The organism is Alphaproteobacteria bacterium (genome assembly GCA_016699305.1).
GTDB lineage: Bacteria > Pseudomonadota > Alphaproteobacteria.
The window spans coordinates 1,136,529-1,155,322 of the sequence record CP064970.1 but is presented as its reverse complement, the minus strand read 5'-3'; the positions used below and the strand labels follow the sequence as shown (position 1 = coordinate 1,155,322).

The 18,794-nt window shown below is 57.4% G+C and carries 20 protein-coding genes; 9 read left to right on the top strand and 11 right to left on the bottom strand.

What is annotated here, in order from left to right:
• Positions 1-117 precede the first annotated feature (117 nt).
• Entirely contained in the window at positions 118-1,503 is a 1,386-nt protein-coding gene (locus IPI58_05400; GenBank protein ID QQR68296.1) for a cysteine--tRNA ligase, read from the top strand.
• Positions 1,504-1,638: 135 nt separating this feature from the next.
• Here IPI58_05400 and IPI58_05395 read toward each other — a convergent pair whose 3' ends face one another.
• Both IPI58_05395 and rpsB read right to left on the bottom strand, forming a co-directional pair.
• A complete protein-coding gene (locus IPI58_05395) occupies positions 1,639-2,541 on the bottom strand; it encodes an elongation factor Ts (protein QQR68295.1) in 903 nt (300 codons plus the stop codon).
• 35 nt (positions 2,542-2,576) lie between these two features.
• Positions 2,577-3,350, bottom strand: a complete 774-nt coding sequence (gene rpsB / locus IPI58_05390; protein QQR68294.1) for a 30S ribosomal protein S2 — start codon at positions 3,348-3,350, stop codon at positions 2,577-2,579.
• A gap of 217 nt (positions 3,351-3,567) precedes the next feature.
• Between rpsB and IPI58_05385 the strand changes: the two genes are divergently transcribed.
• Entirely contained in the window at positions 3,568-4,305 is a 738-nt protein-coding gene (locus tag IPI58_05385) for an endonuclease/exonuclease/phosphatase family protein (GenBank protein ID QQR68293.1), read from the top strand.
• Positions 4,306-4,378: 73 nt separating this feature from the next.
• Positions 4,379-4,870, top strand: a complete 492-nt coding sequence (locus IPI58_05380) for a F0F1 ATP synthase subunit epsilon (protein QQR68292.1) — start codon at positions 4,379-4,381, stop codon at positions 4,868-4,870.
• Here IPI58_05380 and IPI58_05375 read toward each other — a convergent pair.
• The 3 genes from IPI58_05375 to IPI58_05365 form a co-directional block, all read right to left on the bottom strand.
• Positions 4,810-5,427, bottom strand: a complete 618-nt coding sequence (locus IPI58_05375) for a hypothetical protein (protein ID QQR68291.1) — start codon at positions 5,425-5,427, stop codon at positions 4,810-4,812. The genes IPI58_05380 and IPI58_05375 overlap by 61 nt on opposite strands.
• A 246-nt stretch (positions 5,428-5,673) precedes the next feature.
• On the bottom strand, positions 5,674-6,765 hold the full coding sequence (gene recA / locus IPI58_05370) for a recombinase RecA (protein QQR68290.1): 1,092 nt from the start codon (positions 6,763-6,765) through the stop codon (positions 5,674-5,676).
• A 136-nt stretch (positions 6,766-6,901) separates the two neighbouring features.
• Positions 6,902-7,432 carry a hypothetical protein gene (locus tag IPI58_05365; GenBank protein ID QQR68289.1) on the bottom strand — a complete coding sequence of 177 codons (531 nt, stop codon included), beginning with the start codon at positions 7,430-7,432 and terminating at the stop codon, positions 6,902-6,904.
• A 164-nt stretch (positions 7,433-7,596) separates the two neighbouring features.
• Here IPI58_05365 and IPI58_05360 point away from each other — a divergent pair, with 164 nt between their 5' ends.
• The 3 genes from IPI58_05360 to IPI58_05350 all read left to right on the top strand — a co-directional run bounded on the left by IPI58_05360 (position 7,597) and on the right by IPI58_05350 (position 10,231).
• The gene (locus IPI58_05360) at positions 7,597-8,496 is read left to right on the top strand and encodes a hypothetical protein (GenBank protein ID QQR68288.1); all 900 of its coding nucleotides are present in this window, start codon (positions 7,597-7,599) and stop codon (positions 8,494-8,496) included.
• Between the two features lie 176 nt (positions 8,497-8,672).
• The gene (locus IPI58_05355; protein QQR68287.1) at positions 8,673-9,482 is read left to right on the top strand and encodes a hypothetical protein; all 810 of its coding nucleotides are present in this window, start codon (positions 8,673-8,675) and stop codon (positions 9,480-9,482) included.
• Positions 9,479-10,231 (top strand): hypothetical protein, encoded by a 753-nt coding sequence (locus tag IPI58_05350; GenBank protein QQR68286.1) that lies wholly within the window; start codon positions 9,479-9,481, stop codon positions 10,229-10,231. Before IPI58_05355 ends, IPI58_05350 begins: the two co-directional genes overlap by 4 nt.
• Here the strand turns inward: IPI58_05350 and IPI58_05345 are convergent.
• Positions 10,228-11,121: a hypothetical protein gene (locus IPI58_05345; protein QQR68285.1), complete on the bottom strand. Its 894-nt coding sequence runs from the start codon at positions 11,119-11,121 to the stop codon at positions 10,228-10,230. The genes IPI58_05350 and IPI58_05345 overlap by 4 nt on opposite strands.
• Positions 11,108-11,536 (bottom strand): septum formation initiator family protein, encoded by a 429-nt coding sequence (locus IPI58_05340; protein QQR68284.1) that lies wholly within the window; start codon positions 11,534-11,536, stop codon positions 11,108-11,110. Before IPI58_05340 ends, IPI58_05345 begins: the two co-directional genes overlap by 14 nt.
• 191 nt (positions 11,537-11,727) lie before the next feature.
• Here IPI58_05340 and IPI58_05335 point away from each other — a divergent pair, with 191 nt between their 5' ends.
• The 3 genes from IPI58_05335 (at position 11,728) to IPI58_05325 (ending at position 14,360) form a co-directional block, all read left to right on the top strand.
• A complete protein-coding gene (locus IPI58_05335; protein ID QQR68283.1) occupies positions 11,728-12,039 on the top strand; it encodes a transposase in 312 nt (103 codons plus the stop codon).
• On the top strand, positions 12,036-12,578 hold the full coding sequence (locus IPI58_05330) for an IS630 family transposase (GenBank protein QQR70052.1): 543 nt from the start codon (positions 12,036-12,038) through the stop codon (positions 12,576-12,578). The genes IPI58_05335 and IPI58_05330 overlap by 4 nt, the downstream gene beginning before the upstream one ends.
• Positions 12,579-12,683: 105 nt before the next feature.
• A complete protein-coding gene (locus tag IPI58_05325; GenBank protein QQR68282.1) occupies positions 12,684-14,360 on the top strand; it encodes an MCP four helix bundle domain-containing protein in 1,677 nt (558 codons plus the stop codon).
• A 115-nt stretch (positions 14,361-14,475) separates the two neighbouring features.
• Here IPI58_05325 and IPI58_05320 read toward each other — a convergent pair whose 3' ends face one another.
• The 4 genes from IPI58_05320 to groES all read right to left on the bottom strand — a co-directional run bounded on the left by IPI58_05320 (position 14,476) and on the right by groES (position 18,580).
• Complete coding sequence (locus tag IPI58_05320; protein ID QQR68281.1) at positions 14,476-15,144, bottom strand: RloB domain-containing protein; 669 nt, start codon at positions 15,142-15,144, stop codon at positions 14,476-14,478.
• On the bottom strand, positions 15,145-16,404 hold the full coding sequence (locus IPI58_05315; protein QQR68280.1) for an ATP-binding protein: 1,260 nt from the start codon (positions 16,402-16,404) through the stop codon (positions 15,145-15,147).
• 169 nt (positions 16,405-16,573) lie between these two features.
• The gene (gene groL, locus IPI58_05310) at positions 16,574-18,220 is read right to left on the bottom strand and encodes a chaperonin GroEL (protein QQR68279.1); all 1,647 of its coding nucleotides are present in this window, start codon (positions 18,218-18,220) and stop codon (positions 16,574-16,576) included.
• A 39-nt stretch (positions 18,221-18,259) separates the two neighbouring features.
• Positions 18,260-18,580, bottom strand: a complete 321-nt coding sequence (groES, locus tag IPI58_05305) for a co-chaperone GroES (protein ID QQR68278.1) — start codon at positions 18,578-18,580, stop codon at positions 18,260-18,262.
• Positions 18,581-18,794: the final 214 nt, after the last annotated feature.

Here is an 18,794-nt window from a genome sequence, read left to right as displayed (position 1 = left end):
TCCAAAAATGGGATGGCTGAAATTCATTCTACCTTCAAAACACCCTCCAAGCCAAGCCTTGGCATCATTTTCTTTTCCCGCTAGGCAAGATGCGCGAGCCTCTGATACAAGGGGCTCATGACTTTACATTTCTACAACACCCTTTCCCGCCAGGTTGAAGCTTTTCGGCCTCTTGATCCCACGAATATCCGCATCTATGTGTGCGGCCCCACGGTTTATGACTTGGCGCATATCGGCAATGCTCGTCCGGCGGTGGTGTTTGATGTTCTGGCGCGGTTGTTGCGGGCAAGTTTTCCGCGCGTCACCCATGTCAGCAACATCACGGATATCGAAGACAAGATCATCGCCCGTTCGCAAGAAAGCGGCGAGTCGATTGCCGATCTCACCCGCCGCACCGGGGCCGATTACCGCGCCGATATGGCGATATTGGGCGTCAATCCGCCCGATATCGAGCCTTGGGCCACGGCCTATATTCCTCAGATGCAGGCCATGATCGCGCAGCTGATCGAACGGGGCCATGCCTATGAATCCCAAGGTCATGTGTTGTTCAACGTGCCCTCGATGCCCGATTACGGACGCCTTTCCCGCCACAGCCGCGACGAATTGATCGCCGGCGCGCGGGTCGAGGTGGCCCCGTATAAGCGCGACGCGGCCGATTTCGTACTGTGGAAGCCCAGCTCGCCTGAACAACCCGGTTGGGACAGCCCGTGGGGACGCGGTCGCCCCGGTTGGCATATCGAATGCTCGGCCATGGCGCAGGAGCATCTGGGTCCGACTTTCGACATTCATGCCGGCGGCCTGGACTTGATCTTCCCGCATCATGAGAATGAGATCGCGCAAAGCCAATGCGCCCATGACGGCGCGCCGATGGCCCGATTTTGGATGCATAACGGCTTTCTGACCGTGAATGGCGAGAAAATGTCCAAATCCTTGGGCAATTTCTTTACCTTGCGCGAGATTTTGGCCCAGGCCCCGGGCGAGGCGTTGCGCCTGGCCCTGCTGTCATCCCATTACCGCCAGCCCTTGGACTATACCGCCGCGCTATTGGCTCAGTGCAAAGCGTCGCTGGATCGTTGGTATGGCGCGTTGCGCCAGGCCGGCGATATCGAGGTCGCGGCGGAGGAGATCATCCTGCCCGAAGAGATGCAGGCCGCGTTGGGCGAGGATCTCAACACGCCGCGCGCCATCGCCTTGATGCATGAATGGACGGGTGAATTGAATAAGGCCGAAACCCCCGCCCAGGCGGCAAGCGCCAAGGCCAAGCTGCTGGGCAGCGGCGCGGTGTTGGGACTGTTGGGCCAAGACCCCGATACATGGTTCCATTGGCAGCCCGTGGGTGGTGCGGCCTTGGATAACGCCGCCATCGAAGCCCTGATCGCCGCGCGCCAAGCCGCCCGCGCCGCCCGCGACTTTGGCGAAGCCGACCGCCTACGCGCCCAACTGGCCGCCGCCGGTGTGGAGCTGGAGGATTCAGGCCTAGAGACGATGTGGCGGCGGGGATAGGCTTAGCTGCACATGGAAATCGTGGCGGGCGGAGACTGGCGGCGCAGACACGCCGCCCGGTACGCACGGTTCATTCAGCCCCCGCCCGATAAAGATATCTAAACCTCCCCGCAACATGCAGGGTCTGCCTGTATGTCAGCCGGCGGCCATCTTGGCGACTTCGGCCACGAAGTCGGTCTGTTCCTTTTCGACGCCTTCGCCCAGATGGAAGCGTGCAAAGCCGGTCACGACGACCGGAGTGCCCCATTCCTTGCCCAGTTGCTCCAACATCACGCTGACTTTGCGTTCGCCGTCATGCACCCAGACCTGCTCCAGCAGGGCGACTTCCTCGTAATACTTACGCAAGCGACCCTCGACCATCTTGGCGATGACGTCTTCGGGCTTGCCGCTGGCGCGGGCCTGGTCGGCCAGGATTTGCTTTTCACGCTCGATCAGATCGGCGGGAATCGCGTCTTTGCTGACGGATTCGGGCTTGGTGGCGGCGATGTGCATGGCGATTTGACGGCCCAGCTCGTTCAGTCGCGCGGGATCGGCCTTAGACTCCAAAGCCACCAACACGCCGATGCGCCCCAGACCCGGCGAAATCGCGGCATGGCAATAGGCCGCCACGACGCCCTCGGTCACGCTTAGACGCCGAACACGGCGCAAGGCCATGTTCTCGCCCACCGTGGCAATCAGATTGGTCAGGGCCGGACCCAGAACCGCCTGCAGGGCCTCCATATCCTCGCCCTTATCCAAGGCCGCCTGCGCCGCTTGGCGCGCCAAGGCCTGGAACTGGTCGTTGCGCGCGACAAAGTCGGTTTCGGCGTTCAGCTCAATCACCGCGCCCACCTTGCCGCTTGCGGCCAGAGCCACAAGCCCTTCGGCAGCCACGCGACCCGCTTTTTTGGCGGCAGCCGACAGGCCCTTTTTACGGAGCCAATCAATCGCCGCTTCCAGGTCGCCGCTGGTTTCGATCAGCGCCTTCTTACAGTCCATCATGCCTGCGCCGGTGCGGTCGCGCAGAGTCTTGACCAATGTGGCTGAGATTTCAGTCATGGCATTCATGTCTTTCGGCAAAGAGGGAAAACGAGTTACGCGGCGCTGGGCGAGGCGTCCTTGCCCATGGTGGCGGGCAGATCGGCGTTCGAGCCGATATCCTCGCCGCTGGCCGTGATCTCGGCCTGCAAGCCATCGAGCACCGCATCCGCGAACAACTGGCAGTACAGGTCCAACGCGCGCGAGGCGTCGTCATTGCCCGGCACCGGCCAGATGACGCCGTCGGGGTTCGAATTGCTGTCCAAAATGGCCACGGTGGGGATGCCCAAACGCTGCGCTTCGGCAAGGGCGATGGCTTCTTTATTGGTGTCCATCACCAAGATGATATCGGGCAGACCGCCCATTTCCTTGATTCCGCCCAAGGAACGTTCCAGACGATCGCGCTCGCGGCTGATTTGCAGCTGCTCTTTCTTGGTCAGTTTTTGTGCATCGTCGCTGGCCAGGCGCTCTTCGATGTCGCGCAGGCGCTTGATGGATTGCGAGACGGTCTTCCAGTTGGTCAGCATGCCGCCCAACCAACGATCATTCACATAATACTGGCCGCAACGCTGCGCGGCGGCGGCAACGCGATCACGCGCCTGGTGCTTGGTGCCCACGAACAACACGCGCCCGCCTTTGGCGGCCACGTCGCGCACGGCTTGCAGGGCCTGATTCAGCATCGGCAAGCTTAGGTCCAAATTCATCAGATGGACGCCATTACGAACCCCGAACAGATAGGGGGCCATTTTGGGATTCCAGCGGCGGGGATGATGACCGAAATGGACGCCAGCTTCGAACATCTGGCTCATAGTAACGACAGGGATGGCCATGGTGATGGCTCCTTCTTGGCTCCGGTTGATCCTGGCGCAGAACTGGGTCTTTTCAAGAAAGACACCGGAGAAGGCCGCGAAAGCGCCCACAAAGGGGCACCCCCGCACCGGCTCTGCGTGCGATGTTCCGGCCTCTTCAGACCGGACACGATCTATCTACTCTAAGAACACGGCATATGCAATACTCACGCCCACCCCAAAGATGTCAGAGGAACCCATGAAGCTGATTCAATTGAATATCTGGCAAGGTCGCCTGATGTATGCCGCGATGCGGTTTCTGGAGCGTGAGCAGGCCGATATCCTGTGCCTGCAAGAAGTCACCGACGCGCCGCATAAAACCCATATGTTTGATGTGATCAAAGACATGCAGGCTCGTTTGTCTTATCCCCATATTTTCTTTAGTCCTTTCCTGAATATGGAGCTCATGGGGATGAAGGTTCCGTTCGGTAATGGCATTTTTAGCCGTCTGCCCCTTCATCACACCGATGTGGATCGTCCGCATGGCCCCTGCCTTGAGACATTCCGCCCAAACAAGAGTGACTTTGAGCCGAATAACACCCAAATCGCCCAGATGGATGTGGGAGGCGTTCCTCTTACCCTCATCAATACGCACGGATTGCTTGTCAAAAACGACTATCAGGGCGATGAGCGAACCATGCACCAAATGAATATGGCGGCAGACCGCGCCAAGAACGCGCCCGGAGGCGTCATCGTGACGGGTGACCTGAATTTGCGGCCCGAAGCGACCTCATTGGCGCGCTTGAACGGCGAATTGCGTAATTTATGCCAGGAACACAAGACACCGACCACGCGCAACGCCTTTGCCTGGAAAGACGATGTGGTCACAGATTATATCTTTGTGAACGAGGCGGTCCGTGTTCACAGCTTCCATGTGGCTCCGGATTTGATCTCTGACCACCAGGCTTTGGTGCTAGAGTTCGATCTGAACGCATGATTTGCCAAGCCATCTTGACAAATGGGGGCTGGGCATGCTGTCACCACATGATCCAACAGATGAGTGAGTCGCCGTGAGCATCTCTGACTTCGAATTCGCCTTGTTGACTCCCGAGAAGTCTTTATTGCGGACCGGCGCGCAAAGCGTGTTGCTGCCGGGCGAACAAGGACAAATGGGCGTATTGCCCGGACATGAGGCTATGGTTGCCCTGCTGGGACCGGGGGTGGTGGAGGTTGAGGTGGATTCGTCCGCCGATGCCGCGACCGCCGCAGCCCCCACAAAGCGTTCTTTCTTTATCGAGGAAGGCGTGGCCGAGGTGACCCCCGGCTATTGTCGCATTCTCGCGCCATATGCCCAAGAGGCCAATCAATTGGATCGTCAAGACGCCTTTGAGCGCGTTCAGAAGCTGGAAATGGCCCTAACCGACGTCATGACGGGCCGAGGCGGTCCGGACTCGGCAGCCTCAGGCGAGGCGCGCGATTCCTTTATGGCGCAGTTGCAGGCTCAGTTGAGATGCGCCCGCGCGCGCTTGGCCGCCGCCTCGAATATCTCGTCATCCTCGTAATCAAGACTTGCCGCGGCAGTCCGGGCAGCAACGGGCTCCTGGCGCTGCGGACGTCGCAGTATATTAGACACGTCCGCATTCGGCTTCATCAGCGCCTCGGGCGATCGTAAGGTCAGGATATCCTCCAGCGGCGTCGCCCCACGGATCAAGTTGTAAAGCGCCACCGCCTCCAGATATTCCATCTGCAGCATCGAGGTTACCTTGCCATCGGTGGAATTGTCCTTAGCAGGATTCACGCCCTGCGCGACCTTGGACTCGTCACAAGTCGCATGGGTCTCCAACGCCTTGGATCGCGAGGCCGCAGATGGGTTCCTGCCATTTTCCAGAACGGCGAAGGCTTTGACCTTGCTGGTGTCCGTCCGGGCCGGCATCTGCTGGCTATGGGTGGCAACCTGCGAGTCCTTCCATTGCTTCTCAGCCAAGTAACGCCGCGCCTCTAGATAGGGCAGCAAAGTCAAGGAATCCAGCGCTGCCAATTCAACCGGCAGCAAAACACGCACCAATAACTGCGCCAGATCATTCCCAAAACGGGTTTGCAAATTCTCTTCAGTCAGCATAGAACCCACCCCTTTCTTCAATCAGCGAAAACCGCACGACATCTCTGCTTCATCATTTCCCTGTGTCTTTTTCATGGTAACAACGGCCCATGAAAGAATGAAGCGGCGTTATACCCGGGTGACATCGTCTTGATTAGAATTGACTAGAACCTATCCTACGCGCATTCAATGAAAGTAATGTAACCAATTATGCCCCCGCACCCGACATGAGGACATGACAGGCGCGGGGGAAATGAATGTCCAAGATCAGCCGATCTCGGCCGAGTCCGCCACATCGGGAACGTCCATCATGGCATCGGCCACCAGGCCCGCATTGGCGCGGATCTTGTTTTCTAGGGCGACGGCGGCGGCAGGGTTGTCGCGCATCCATGCCTTGGCATTCTCACGGCCCTGACCGATGCGCTGGCCGTCATAGGAGAACCAGGCACCCGACTTTTCGACCACGCCGGCGGCCAGGCCCAGATCGATCAATTCGCCGGTTTTGGACACGCCTTCGCCATACATGATATCGAATTCGACCACGCGGAAAGGCGGGGCCATCTTGTTCTTGACCACTTTCACGCGCGTCTGGTTGCCTGTTACCGTGTCCCGCTCTTTGATCGAGCCGATGCGGCGGATATCCAAGCGAACCGAGGCATAGAATTTCAGCGCGTTGCCGCCCGTTGTGGTCTCGGGATTGCCAAACATCACGCCGATCTTCATGCGGATCTGGTTGATAAAGATGACCATGCAGCGCGAGCGCGAAATGGAGCCAGCCAGCTTGCGCAGAGCCTGGCTCATCAGCCGCGCTTGAAGACCGACATGGGTATCGCCCATCTCGCCTTCCAATTCGGCCTTGGGCACCAAGGCGGCCACCGAATCCACCACCAACACGTCCACCGCCCCCGAACGCACCAGCGTATCGGCGATCTCCAAGGCCTGTTCGCCGGTATCGGGCTGCGAGATCAGCAAGGAATCGATATCCACGCCCAATTTCTTGGCATAACCGGCATCCAAGGCGTGTTCAGCGTCCACAAAAGCGCAGGTCCCGCCGCCTTTTTGCGCCTGGGCCACCACATGCAGTGCCAAAGTGGTCTTGCCCGAGCTTTCCGGGCCGTAAATCTCGACCACACGTCCGCGCGGCAAGCCGCCAATGCCAAGGGCCAGGTCTAGGCCCAGCGAGCCGGTGGAAATGACCTCGACCCCGCCTTCGGCCTCGTTATGCGCGCCCAAGCGCATCACCGAGCCTTTACCAAAGGCGCGTTCGATCTGCGCCAAAGCGGCGTCCAACGCCTTCAGGCGGTCATTGTCTTCTTTCTTGTCCACCACGTTGCGGGCGGGGGAGGAACTGCTGGCCATGATCTGTTCTCCGGCTGAAAGTGGGACCGATGTGCTTGTTTTGTTCTAGGCGCATTAGTCCCACAAGACGCACGGCTTGGCAAGCCGATTCTTGCCACCCCCTCTATTTTGAGGGGGCGGGGAGAGGTGCCTTAATTTATACGAGGGAAAGCCTAAGATCGGATGGGAATTTAGGGATTATCTTCACAATGTCAGTTGTTCCTCTGTAGGGCATTGAACCTGGGTGCTGTGAAGGGCAAGAAGGGGCGGGCTGTTCGAGCGTTTTAGCTGGCTCTTTCTGTGCTGGCAGCGCTTGGGGCATCAGTATTTTGTCTGCAAAAAGTGCAGCTGCACAAACTCCAATCACACATCCAGTAATGTAACTATAAGATTTGGCAGAAGCATTAACGACATGAGAACCATAACAAGCAACAGCACATTGAATACCATTGGTAGCAATGAGAAGCGCAACCCCAGCATATAAATTAGCATCATTAATAAGCCAAATAGCCATAGAAACACCAGCAACACCAAAAGCAACAACACCAACACCAATGCCCGCAACACAAACACCTGAAGAACTCTCGGCGAAATCCTTAGCCAATTTTCTAACATTTATTTTTGATGCCTTAACGCAAACACCAGCAGCATTCTTGGCGAAATCGCGAGCGTTTTTGTAAATATTCATTTCTGATGCCTCACGGTTCGAGGTTTGCGATGGGCGTTTCCTACGCCTATCCCGCCTATTTAGTCAAGGATCGATATAATTTCTTTGCTTGTTAACGAACCCGCCCATTTTCAGGAAGAGTTCCTTAATTGTACGTTAGGGACGAGTGTGATTTATACGATCCGATGTCCCATGCCGATTCCTTCCATGCCCGTCTGCTGACCGAAGCCTATCGCGCGGCGCTGTGCAGCGACCATGCGACCACTCGGGTGGGAGCGGTGATCGCCGATCAAGATGGGCGGCCCGTCAGCCGCGCTTGCAACGGCTTTCCGCATGGCATTACCCATTCGGTCGAGCGCGTCATCACATCGGAATTATGGGATTATTATAGCCTGCATGCCGAGATGCGCGCATTGCTGGGTTGGATGCGCCAGGGGCGAGAGGGCCACCCCCAGCCCTTGACCATCGCCAGCACGCATACACCATGCGCCGCCTGTGCCAGCGCCCTGGTCGCCATGATCCCGGCGGGATTGGGCACGGTGGTGCTGGATGCCTGCCTGCCTCGGGAAGAAAGCGCCTATCCTCCCAAATGGAAGCGCAGCGTGGAGTTGGGCCGCCATTTGTTGGAAGAAGGCGGGATGGCCATTCACGAAATCCCGGCCACTTTGTCTTATCCCGATGAGGGGGACATGGCTGGAAGCTGGTGGCAACTGAAACATTCCTTTGATCAAGCCAAACCCTCTGCTCAGAACGCACATAGCCCGTTGGGCTGGAAATATGACCCCTGCATCGATTGGCGCGACGATCCCTTTATGGCCGCCTTGATGAAGCATTTCATCCAAACTTCCATGCCCATGCGGGATATGCGCGTGCGTTTGCCCTTGGACATGTTGTCCGGCTCCACCGCCTTGATCCTCGTCGATCTGCACGTCGCGCATGTCGAACTGGGCACCATGAATCCCGCCCAGCATTCTCCCGAACAGGACTTCGCGCTGGGCTTGCTGCGCGAGGCGCAGATTCCCTTCGCCTATGCCAGATCCCTATCGGATATCGTCTTTAAAACGGTCGAGACCGTCAGCCTTTAAGGCAACACCTTCAAATCCTGTTCCAATTTCTCCCGAGCCACTGCGTGATACCCCTTGATATATCAGGCTTGATCCGCTTGCGGTTTAACCGTGTCTTGAGGAAGACGATTTATACTGTCCTGGGTTGGGAAGGGATTCTGTGTCGATGGGGCACAGGATCATAACCGAGGGCAAACATGACCATCCTTATGAAAGACAAGCGCGTTCGAGGACAGGCTCTGGGCCTGATCATCGGCGTTTGTCTGAGTATGGCGAGTGCCCCCAGTTGGGCGGAAGAAGCCGAGATCGCATGCCCGGCTAACAATCACGCGAATATCACTATTGACCTGGTTTTTGAGGAGCCCGAACAAAAATTCAGTTTGAGCCTTAGGGAAATCCAGTCTCTGGACAATGAAGCGAATGGCAAGATCAACCCGCATTTAAGTCGTATGGGCGGGAAGCAGATTTCTTCCAAGGAAATGGCGACACACACTCTGGGCCTGACATCGGGCAATCTGGTGTTAGATCAGTCCACCAGCTTTTCCGTGCGCCAGATCGGCCCTGGTCGCGCATGCGTGTATTTGAGCGACCTGAAAGTGACCTTTGGCTTTCGACAGCATGTGGTCTATGTGGCGCGCGAATTGCCGCGCCGCTCCTGCCCTTTTAATGAGGTATTAAAGCACGAAGCCAAGCATGTGGACACCGACCGGAGGTTACTGAACGAAAAGGCCACATGGATCAAGAACGAGATCATGAATGCGGCGGACAAGGTCAGCCGTGTGCAAGTGGGGCATCCGGATGCGCTGCAACAAGACATGCAAGGGTCTTTGCACGCGACGATCGAACGCATCCACGATATCGTCCAAGCCGAACGCCGCGAAAGGCAGGCCGAAGTGGATAACCCGGCCGAATATGCGCGCATCGGCAGGACATGCAACGGTCAAACCCAAGAGATCGTGGATCATTTTTTTCAAAAACCTGACATTGGCGCAGGCCGATCACGATGAACGCTTTCCGGCCATGGCGGATATTCGCTGTACGGATCTTGGCCGGGCTGGGATGGATGGCCCTATCCGCCGCGCCGTCTTTGGCCGCGATATGTCCGCGCGTGACATGCGAAGGATGCGCCGTGGCTCTGGTGATGGAAGAACCGCGCTACGACTTTGATCGGGGTTATGGCCAGATCGCCCGCTTGTGGCAGGCCTCAGGGGGCAACCGACTGGGCGTACGCCTGGCCGACTCCGCCGCGATGCAGGTGGTGGGCCTGACGGAAAGCCAGCGGGCCTTAAGTTTTATGCTCGACAGCGCGCGCGAGCGACAACCCGACGGCACATGGTGCGCCCGTCCAAGCCATGTCACATTCAGCGTAGGATTGCGCGAGGCGGTGGTGCATGTGGCCCGCGATCTGGCGCAAGACCCCTGCCGCCGCCAAGCGGTGTTAGAACATGAGCACAAGCATCTATCCGTTTATCGCGCTTTCTTTACACAAAACGAGGCGTCTTTCCGCGCGCGACTGGCCCAGGCCGTTCCGGTCGAACCCTTAATGGGTTCCGCCAGCGAGGACGAGGCTCATCAAGTCCTGAAAGAAGCGATCCGCTCTCGCGCCCAAATCGTGACCGCCGGTTTATTTAGCGAGTTAGGCCGCCGACAAGAAGAAGTGGACAGTCCGGCCGAATATCTGCGCCTAAGCACAACATGCGGTGGATTGATCGACCCCAATCCCCGCTTGGAAACCCAGGACGAGGCCGCGCCCTAAACGCTTCGGCGCAAGGCCAGATGCACGCTGATTTCGGCGGCCAGGGACGTGCCCAATACCAGCGCCAAAGGCGTGCCGATCAGATTCAAAGCCAAAAGTCCTATATTGGCGTCGGGCAAGGGCAGTCCCAGCCGAGCCACCATCCCGCCAGCGGCAAAGGCGATGATCGCCGCCAACACGCTGCCCGCCAAAGCGCCCATAGCCGCCAAGCGCGTCGCATGATGACGGAATAAAGCGGCGATAGAAGCGTCCGGCGCTCCCAACAGATGCAGCAATTCGATAGAAGAGCGGTGTACGGCCAGCCCCGCGCGACAGACGATGGTCACGCCCACGATCAACACCAAGGCCACCAGTCCCAACACGCACAAGGCCGCATGCTCCATAAAGCGTGCCAGTCGGCGCAGATCGCGCGCGAAGGCGGCATGGTCATCGACGCTGACCCCGGCGGCCACCCGCGTCAGTGACGCTTCCAGATCACGCGCCTGCAACCGCGCCGCTGGGTCCGTGGCCACGTCCACCAGCACCGGCAAGGGCAGATCGCGCAACATGTCGCTATCGTCCAACCAGGGTTTCAGCATCTCCATGCTGCGCTCTCGCGGCAAAGCTTCGACCTGCCAGACGCCGGGGGTGCGTTGCAGGGCATCGACCACGGCGCGGACACGTTTGTCCTGGCTTTCATCGCTTTGCGGCAAAGCGGCGACCTCGACCGTCAATGCGCCGCGCACAAAAGGCTTCCACCCGGCCACCGTGGCCGAGAGCAGGCTTTGCGCCATCGCTGCCAGACAGGCCAACAACACCAAGGCTCCCAAGACGGCCACCAACGCGCCAGAGGCGGCCCCCTTAGGCAGCAAGGGCAAGGCCGCCGGATGCGTGGATTTAATCAGCGTCATGGGAACCTGCCGCAGGCTTGGAGGAAGAGGAAGAAGACCGACCGGTAGCATCCGGCGGCGTCAAAATGACAATATCCCCCTCGCGCACCACGCCCAGCACCGAACGCGCGCGTTCTTCCAACAAATCCCGATCAAGATTTGAATCGCGCAACAGGCCGACTTGATGTTCCCAGCGCGCGCGTTGGGCGCGCAGCTCGGCCAATTGGGCCTGGCTATCCGCAACCTGGCGATCCAATTGCGCCACCGCGCGTAAGCCGCGCTCGCCCTGGACGGTGTTGTACAGAAAATACCCCGCCAGCACCGCCGCCAGAACGGGTGCCAAAACCTGCCTGACCCGGCGCCAGCCTTCGGCTGGTGCAAAAGCCCTGCCCCGCTTATTTCGGACCTGTGTTATGGGTCTTCCCCGTTGTGGCATTCCTCTTCTCCGCCGATACAGGCACTGCCGATTCTTATGCCCAGACTTTTTCATGAAGGTTAATGGCGGCGGTGACAAGGTCTATCTTTTAAAGCGTTTCGTTCCATTAACAGCGAATGCTCTTTGCCAGGTTATAGTCATACCAGATAATTTCCATAACATTTTATGAGGGATTGGTGTATGTCTGAGACATGACCTACAGCGTTGATTTTCGGAAGAAGGTCGTGGCGTATGTACGAGGCGGCGGCGGCCAGCGTGAAGCGGCACGTCGTTTCGACATCAGCCTGTGGTGTGTTCGAGACTGGCTGGTGCGGTCCGATCTTGCGCCCCGGCAGAAAGGTGTGCCGCGACGAAGAAAACTGGATAAAGAGGCCTTGCGCGCGCATGTGAGGGACTTTCCCGATGCGCTCATACGCGAACGGGCGGCGCATTTTGGCGTGTACGGCAATTCGGTGTGGATGGCTCTAAAAGCCATGAAGATCACGCATAAAAAAAGACACTGAAATACAAGGAGCGCGATCCGGAAAAGCGGATTGCCTATCTTCGCACCTTGCGCGAGATCATCGCCATGCGGGGCTCGCAGAACATCGTCTATGTCGATGAATCCGGCTTCGCTCCCGAAACGTGTCGTCGTTATGGCTGGACCAGGCAAGGACAGAAGGTTTATGGCGATCACTCGGGCCATCGCCGTCCGCGTACAAGTTTGATCGCGGCGCATCGCGGCAAAGATTTTCTTGCGCCGATGCTGTTTGAAGGAACAGCCGACGCCCAGCTTGTCAATCACTGGACGCGCGACATGCTCTGCAAAGAGTTGAACCCCAACTCAACCATCATCTGGGACAATGCGGCCTTCCACAAAAAGAAAGACCTGGCCGCCATCGCCACCCAATATGGCCATCACATCCTTTTCCTGCCGCCCTACAGTCCAGACTTCAATCCCATCGAGCGTGACTTCGCCAATATCAAAAAACGCCGACAATATGCTCTGCCTCTCACACCTCTCGATCAGATCGTCAAATGTTATGGAAATTATGTGGCTTGACTATAACCCCTGAGAAACCTTTTTCAGGAATGATGCGTGGCAGACTGTCTTGATCTGCATCAAGAACAGACACCGCTAAAAACAACAAAAAAAGGTGACATCGCCATGAGCGTGCTTCTTTCTCGGCTTAAGATCGGACAGCGCATTGCCTTGGGCTTTGGGCTGGTCTTGGTTCTGTCCCTGGCTATCGGCTTGATCGGTTACGGTGGTATTCACCAGGCCGACGAGCGCCAGCAGGAATATGTGAGAAAGAGCGGCCAGCAGCTCGAAGTCATGAAAATCCGTGGCGACAGCGTCGAGATACGCCGACAAGTCCTGGCCTATGTCTATTATGCCGATGACCGCCATAAGCAGGTGCGCATTCTGGGAAAGAAGCTAGACGAAACCCTCGAGAAAGCACAAGCAAGCTTCCATAATCCCCAGCGGCGCGAGATGGCGCAAGGCATCGAGAAAGATTTGAATGAGTATATGGCGATGTTCGAACGCCTGGTCACGCTGCAGGATGCCGGAGACAAGGCCCAGGTCAGCGCCATGCTTAACGGCGTGTTGCGAGATAAGGGCCAGGAGATCAGCGATGGCGCGTATAAATTATTGACCAGCCTCGAGGAAGATCTGCATGCCTTGGACGAGAGCCAAGACCAGGAATCCCAAGACCTGATGAGTCTGATGCGTGTCCTGCTGGTGATGTCATTGGCGCTGAGTCTGGTGCTGGCCTGGTTGACATCGCGCAGCATCGTTCCGCCGCTCAAGAATATCGTGACCGTCATGATGGCCTTGGCTGAAGGTAACAAGACCATCACCGTCCAGGGGCTGGAGCGTAAAGACGAGATCGGTTCGATGGCGCAGACGGTGCAGGTCTTCAAGCAAAACGCCTTGGAAATGGACCGCTTGCAGGCCGAGCAAGAAACCAATAAGCAGCGTGCCGAGCAAGAGCGCCGCGCCATGACTCTGAAGATGGCCGATGAATTCGAAAGCAGCGTCAAGGGCGTGGTGGACACCGTCTCATCCGCCGCCACCGAAATGCAGGCCAGCGCCCAATCCATGGCCTCGGTCGCCGAGCAAACCAACATCCAGGCCACGGCCGTGGCAAAGTCCTCGCAGCAGGCGTCGGGCAATGTGCAGACCGTGGCCTCGGCCACCGAGGAGATGAACGCCTCGATCGGCGATATCAGCCGGCAGATCAGCGAGTCGGCCAAGGTCGCGGGGATGGCCGTTGAAGAAGCCGAAAAGACCGGATCGGTCATGAAGGACCTCAGCACGGCCGCCGAGAATATCGGCGATGTGGTGAAGCTGATCGAGGAAATCGCCAGCCAAGTGAACCTGCTGGCCCTGAACGCCACCATCGAGGCGGCGCGCGCAGGCGATGCGGGTAAAGGTTTTGCGGTTGTGGCCAACGAAGTGAAAAACCTGGCCAATCAAGCCAGCAGCGCCACCAAGGACATCACCAATCAAATCAGCGGCGTTCAAGAGCAAACGCACCGCGCCGTCAGCGCCATCGGCAGCATCACGGGCACCATCAAGAAGATCAATGAAATCTCGACCACCATCGCCTCGGCCGTCGAGGAGCAAAGCGCCGCCACGCGCGAAATCGCCCGCAATGTCCAGCAAGCCGCCGAAGGCACGGGCGAGGTCAGCCGCACCATCGGCGAAGTCACCCAGGCCGCCGCCGAAGCCGGACAGACATCGTCCCAGGTCCTCAGCGCCGCCGAACAGCTCTCACGCGAATCCAGCACCTTGCGCAACGTGGTCGGCGATTTCCTCAACCGCATCCGCGCCGGCTGAACCCTGGCAATATCCTCAACAAGAAAAGGGGCCGCAGTTTCCTGCGGCCCCTTTCGTTTGGTGCGAAGAATAGCGGCGAAAGAGACCGGTTTGTATATTTGACAGTGCAGCTCCGTCACTCGAAGCTGCGCAAAAGATTGACCAGAAAATCGACGTTCGTATAGGGCTCATTTCCATGATGGGCGGTGTTCGCTGCAAGACTTCGTGCGCGCATAGACGCAACATTCAACTTGTCTTTCGTCAGGCGAAAAGTTCCCTCAAGGCCCTTTTCATAGCCTGGAATGTGCTGTTTCAGCCGTTGCAGGGCATCATTGCGGTGCAAGGGGTGCTGGATATGCTCGAAATGCAATAAAAGCCAAAGTTCGAAGCAAGGAACGGAAGCGATGGCTTGGAACTCAATCTTCTGTTTGGCATCATTGAGCAGCTTACCGTTCAGCGACTCAGCAAGAGACAGGGCTTCATGGTAAGTGCGATGCTCATCACGGTCAAAGACGGCAAATACGCGCTCAAACGCGCGGGGTGCGATTTTTCTGTGTCGGTCTCCATTTAGGAAAAGTTCGCGGGCATATTCCACGACTTGCTTCGGCTGTGTGCCAAACTCGCTTTTCCGCACTTCGATATTTGCCGTATGGAGCCGATAGGTTCTCCTGATTTCTTCAAAATACAGAGGTTCTGTTTTCTTGCCTTCCGAGACGATGAGAACCCTATCGTGACTCGCGCGTCCGCTTTTTTTGCGTTCCAGTTGAGCCCGCTGACGAATATACGGCGAATTGTCCTGCGCCATTTATGACCCCTGCGGCTCACTAAAAAACGGTAGCGCGCCATAACGGCCCATCAGATAGCCGCGCTCCAAAGCCTCGTTCTTGCGAGGGCTGAAGTCTGACAAGGGGTATAGCCTTGACGCTTGCGTGGAATCTTTTTGGACAAACCAGATTTGATCGCGGCGGAACAGGTCCGTATCAAGCAAGGAAGTATCGTGGGTAACAAAAATAAGCTGCGCCCCTTGAGCGTTGATTTTTGGGTTATGGAACATTTCCACCAGTCTGCGTACCAAGAGCGGATGCAGACTGTTGTTCAATTCATCAATGACAAGCGTGAGCCCCTTATTGAGAACATCCAGAACAGGCCCTGCGAAAAACAGAAGATTGCGCGTTCCCATAGATTCATCGCCGAGCCCGAAAACGGCTTTGCCTTGATCGGTCACATGGTGGAAATGAAGCTCATGAATTTCCTGCTCGTCGTTACCAACCTCTGTCTCGCCTGTTATGGCGTCAAAGCGAACAAAGCGGCTAGGAACCTTCTTCGACACAACATTTACATCCGTAACGCTGATGTCAGCGGTTGTCAGAAAGTTACATATTGCCTGTTTCCCCTCAGGCTTGCGCAGCATTTCTATGGAGAATGCGGGATTCAACGGAGCGATATCGTTGAGGATGGCGAGTTTGTTTGCAAACCAATGAAAGATCGGGCGCAATTGCTCGCTATTGAGATGAACAGCCATCGACAAGAACAGCGTATTGGGGCGCGTTGTGCGCTCCCACAAACTCTTATCGCCCCGGAGACCGGCACCAAGCTCGTATACATCTTTCCCCGTTGCTGAATCATATGTTCGCTTGAACCATTGCTGAGGTTTCGCGGCTTTGTACACAAGCAGGTGTTCGCTGATGATGCGTTGCGCCGTTAGCGCAAAACCATACTGATGCCGTATGCCATCCAGAATGAAGGTGATCTCAAATTCTGTCGGCTGCGCGCTTGACTCCGCATCAAGAAGGAAAGGTTGCACATTAAACGGCTGATCGGGTTTCATGGCCGAGGCGGACTCGATCACAACGCCACGCATAAATTGAAGCGCTCTGATGAAATTGGACTTGCCACCAGCGTTGGAGCCATAAATAACCGCACTCCGCAACAGAAGTGGTGCGGCCTTCACTCCAGAGGCAACGACGTTAAACTCCTGAAGTGTTTTGTCTTTGGCCGCGACAAGGCTCAAAATCTGTTCGGCGCGAAGAGAACGAAAATTTTTAACGCGAAACTCGATCAGCATCTTACCCTCCTTCGGGCCGTCAATAGATGATAATTTTGCATAAATTACGCAAAATGTCAACCCATTTCATTTCTGTGGCCTATATTCATGTTCAGACAATCGCGCTACCCTCCACAAAAAAGGGGCCGCAGTTTCCTGCGACCCCTTCGTTTGACGGGACTTCATAAACTTAGAAGTCCATATCGCCCATGCCGCCGGCACCGCCATGTGCGCCGCCGCCCGAGCTGGTCTTCTTTTCGACTTTTTCGGCAACCATCGCCTCGGTCGTGATCAGCAGGCCCGAGACCGACGCCGCGTCTTGCAACGCCGTGCGCACGACCTTGGTCGGATCGATGATGCCCGACTTGATCATGTCGCAATACTCGTCATGCTGCGCGTCGTAGCCGTGATTGGTGTTCGCCTGATCCAACAGACGCCCCACCACAACCGAGCCATCCACGCCCGCATTCTCGGCGATCTGACGCACCGGAGACTGCAAGGCGCGGCGGACGATTTCGATGCCGCGCTTTTGATCGTCATTGCCGCCCTTCAGCTTCTCCAAAGCCTTGGCGCCGTAGAGCAGCGTGACGCCGCCGCCGGCCACAATGCCTTCCTCGACTGCGGCGCGGGTGGCGTGCATCGCGTCTTCGACGCGATCCTTGCGCTCCTTCACCTCGATCTCGGTCGCGCCGCCGACGCGGATGACGGCCACGCCGCCAGCCAGCTTCGCCAGACGCTCTTGCAGCTTCTCGCGGTCATAATCGGACGACGTCTCTTCGACCTGCATGCGGATCTGCGAGCAGCGCGCCTCGATGTCCTTCTTCTTGCCCGCGCCGTCGATGATGGTGGTGTTCTCTTTGTCGATGCGCACCTTCTTGGCCGAACCCAGCATGTCCAGGGTCACGTTTTCCAGCTTGATGCCCAGATCCTCGGAGATCAGCTGACCATGGGTCAGGATCGCCATATCCTCCAGCATCGCCTTGCGACGATCGCCAAAGCCGGGGGCCTTGACCGCCGCGACCTTCAGCCCGCCGCGCAGCTTGTTGACCACCAAGGTGGCCAGCGCCTCGCCTTCGACTTCCTCGGCCACGATCAGCAAGGGACGCCCCGACTGCACCACCGCTTCCAGCACCGGCAACAACGCCTGCAGGCTTGAGAGCTTCTTTTCATGCAGCAGGATATAGGGGCTTTCCAATTCGCAGATCATGCGGTCGGCGTTGGTGATGAAATAGGGCGAGAGATAGCCGCGATCAAACTGCATGCCTTCCACGACATCCAGCTCGGTTTCCAGGCTCTTGGCTTCCTCAATCGTGATGACGCCTTCCTTGCCCACTTTCTCCATCGCCTTGGCCAGCATCTTGCCGATCTCGCGATCGCCATTGGCCGAGATGGTGCCGACATTCGAGATTTGCTCGTTCGTCGTGACCTTGATCGAGCGCTTCTTGATGTCCTCGACCACCGCTTCAACGGCCAGGTCAATGCCGCGCTTCAGGTCCATCGGGTTCATGCCCGCCGCGACGGCCTTGATGCCTTCGCGCGCGATGGCCTGAGCCAGAACGGTGGCGGTGGTGGTGCCGTCGCCGGCGGCGTCATTGGTCTTGCTGGCCACTTCGCGCACCATTTGGGCGCCCATGTTTTCGAACTTGTCGGACAGTTCGATTTCCTTGGCGACCGTCACGCCGTCCTTGGTCACGCGCGGCGCGCCGAAGGATTTTTCCAGCATGACGTTGCGGCCCTTGGGACCCAGCGTCACCTTGACCGCATTGGCCAGAGTGTCCACGCCGCGCAACAAGCGGTCGCGCGCGGGAACGTTGAATTGAACTTCTTTGGCAGCCATGATGTGATTCCTTTCCTTGAATAGTCAGAAAATGCCGGGTTAGGCCGATTTCTTCTTCGGGGCCGCGCCGGACTTCTCGATGATGCCCATGATGTCGGACTCCTTCATGATGAGGAAGTCTTCGCCATCGATCTTGACCTCGGTGCCCGACCACTTGCCAAACAACACGCGGTCGCCGGACTTGACTTCCATCGGGATGTATTTGCCATCCTCGTCGCGCGCGCCGGGACCAACGGCCAGGACTTCGCCTTCTTGCGGCTTTTCCTTGGCGGTGTCGGGAATGATGATGCCGCCGACGGTCTTCGAGTCGCCATCCACGCGGCGCACGACCACCCGGTCATGAAGCGGACGAAATTTCATGGGATCCTCCTTCTGGTTTCCTGATCTGTGATGCTTGAAAATCCGCCAATACATGCGCGCCGGATCGGCTGCGCCTGCGTTAGCACTCACCTGCGGCGAGTGCTAAGAACAATAGGTGTGTCTCCCACAGAATTCAAGTGGCGTCAGGAATCGGCTAAGTTATTGAAAAGAACATTATCAAATTATCGTCTGTTTATTCCGTTTACGGATTTTC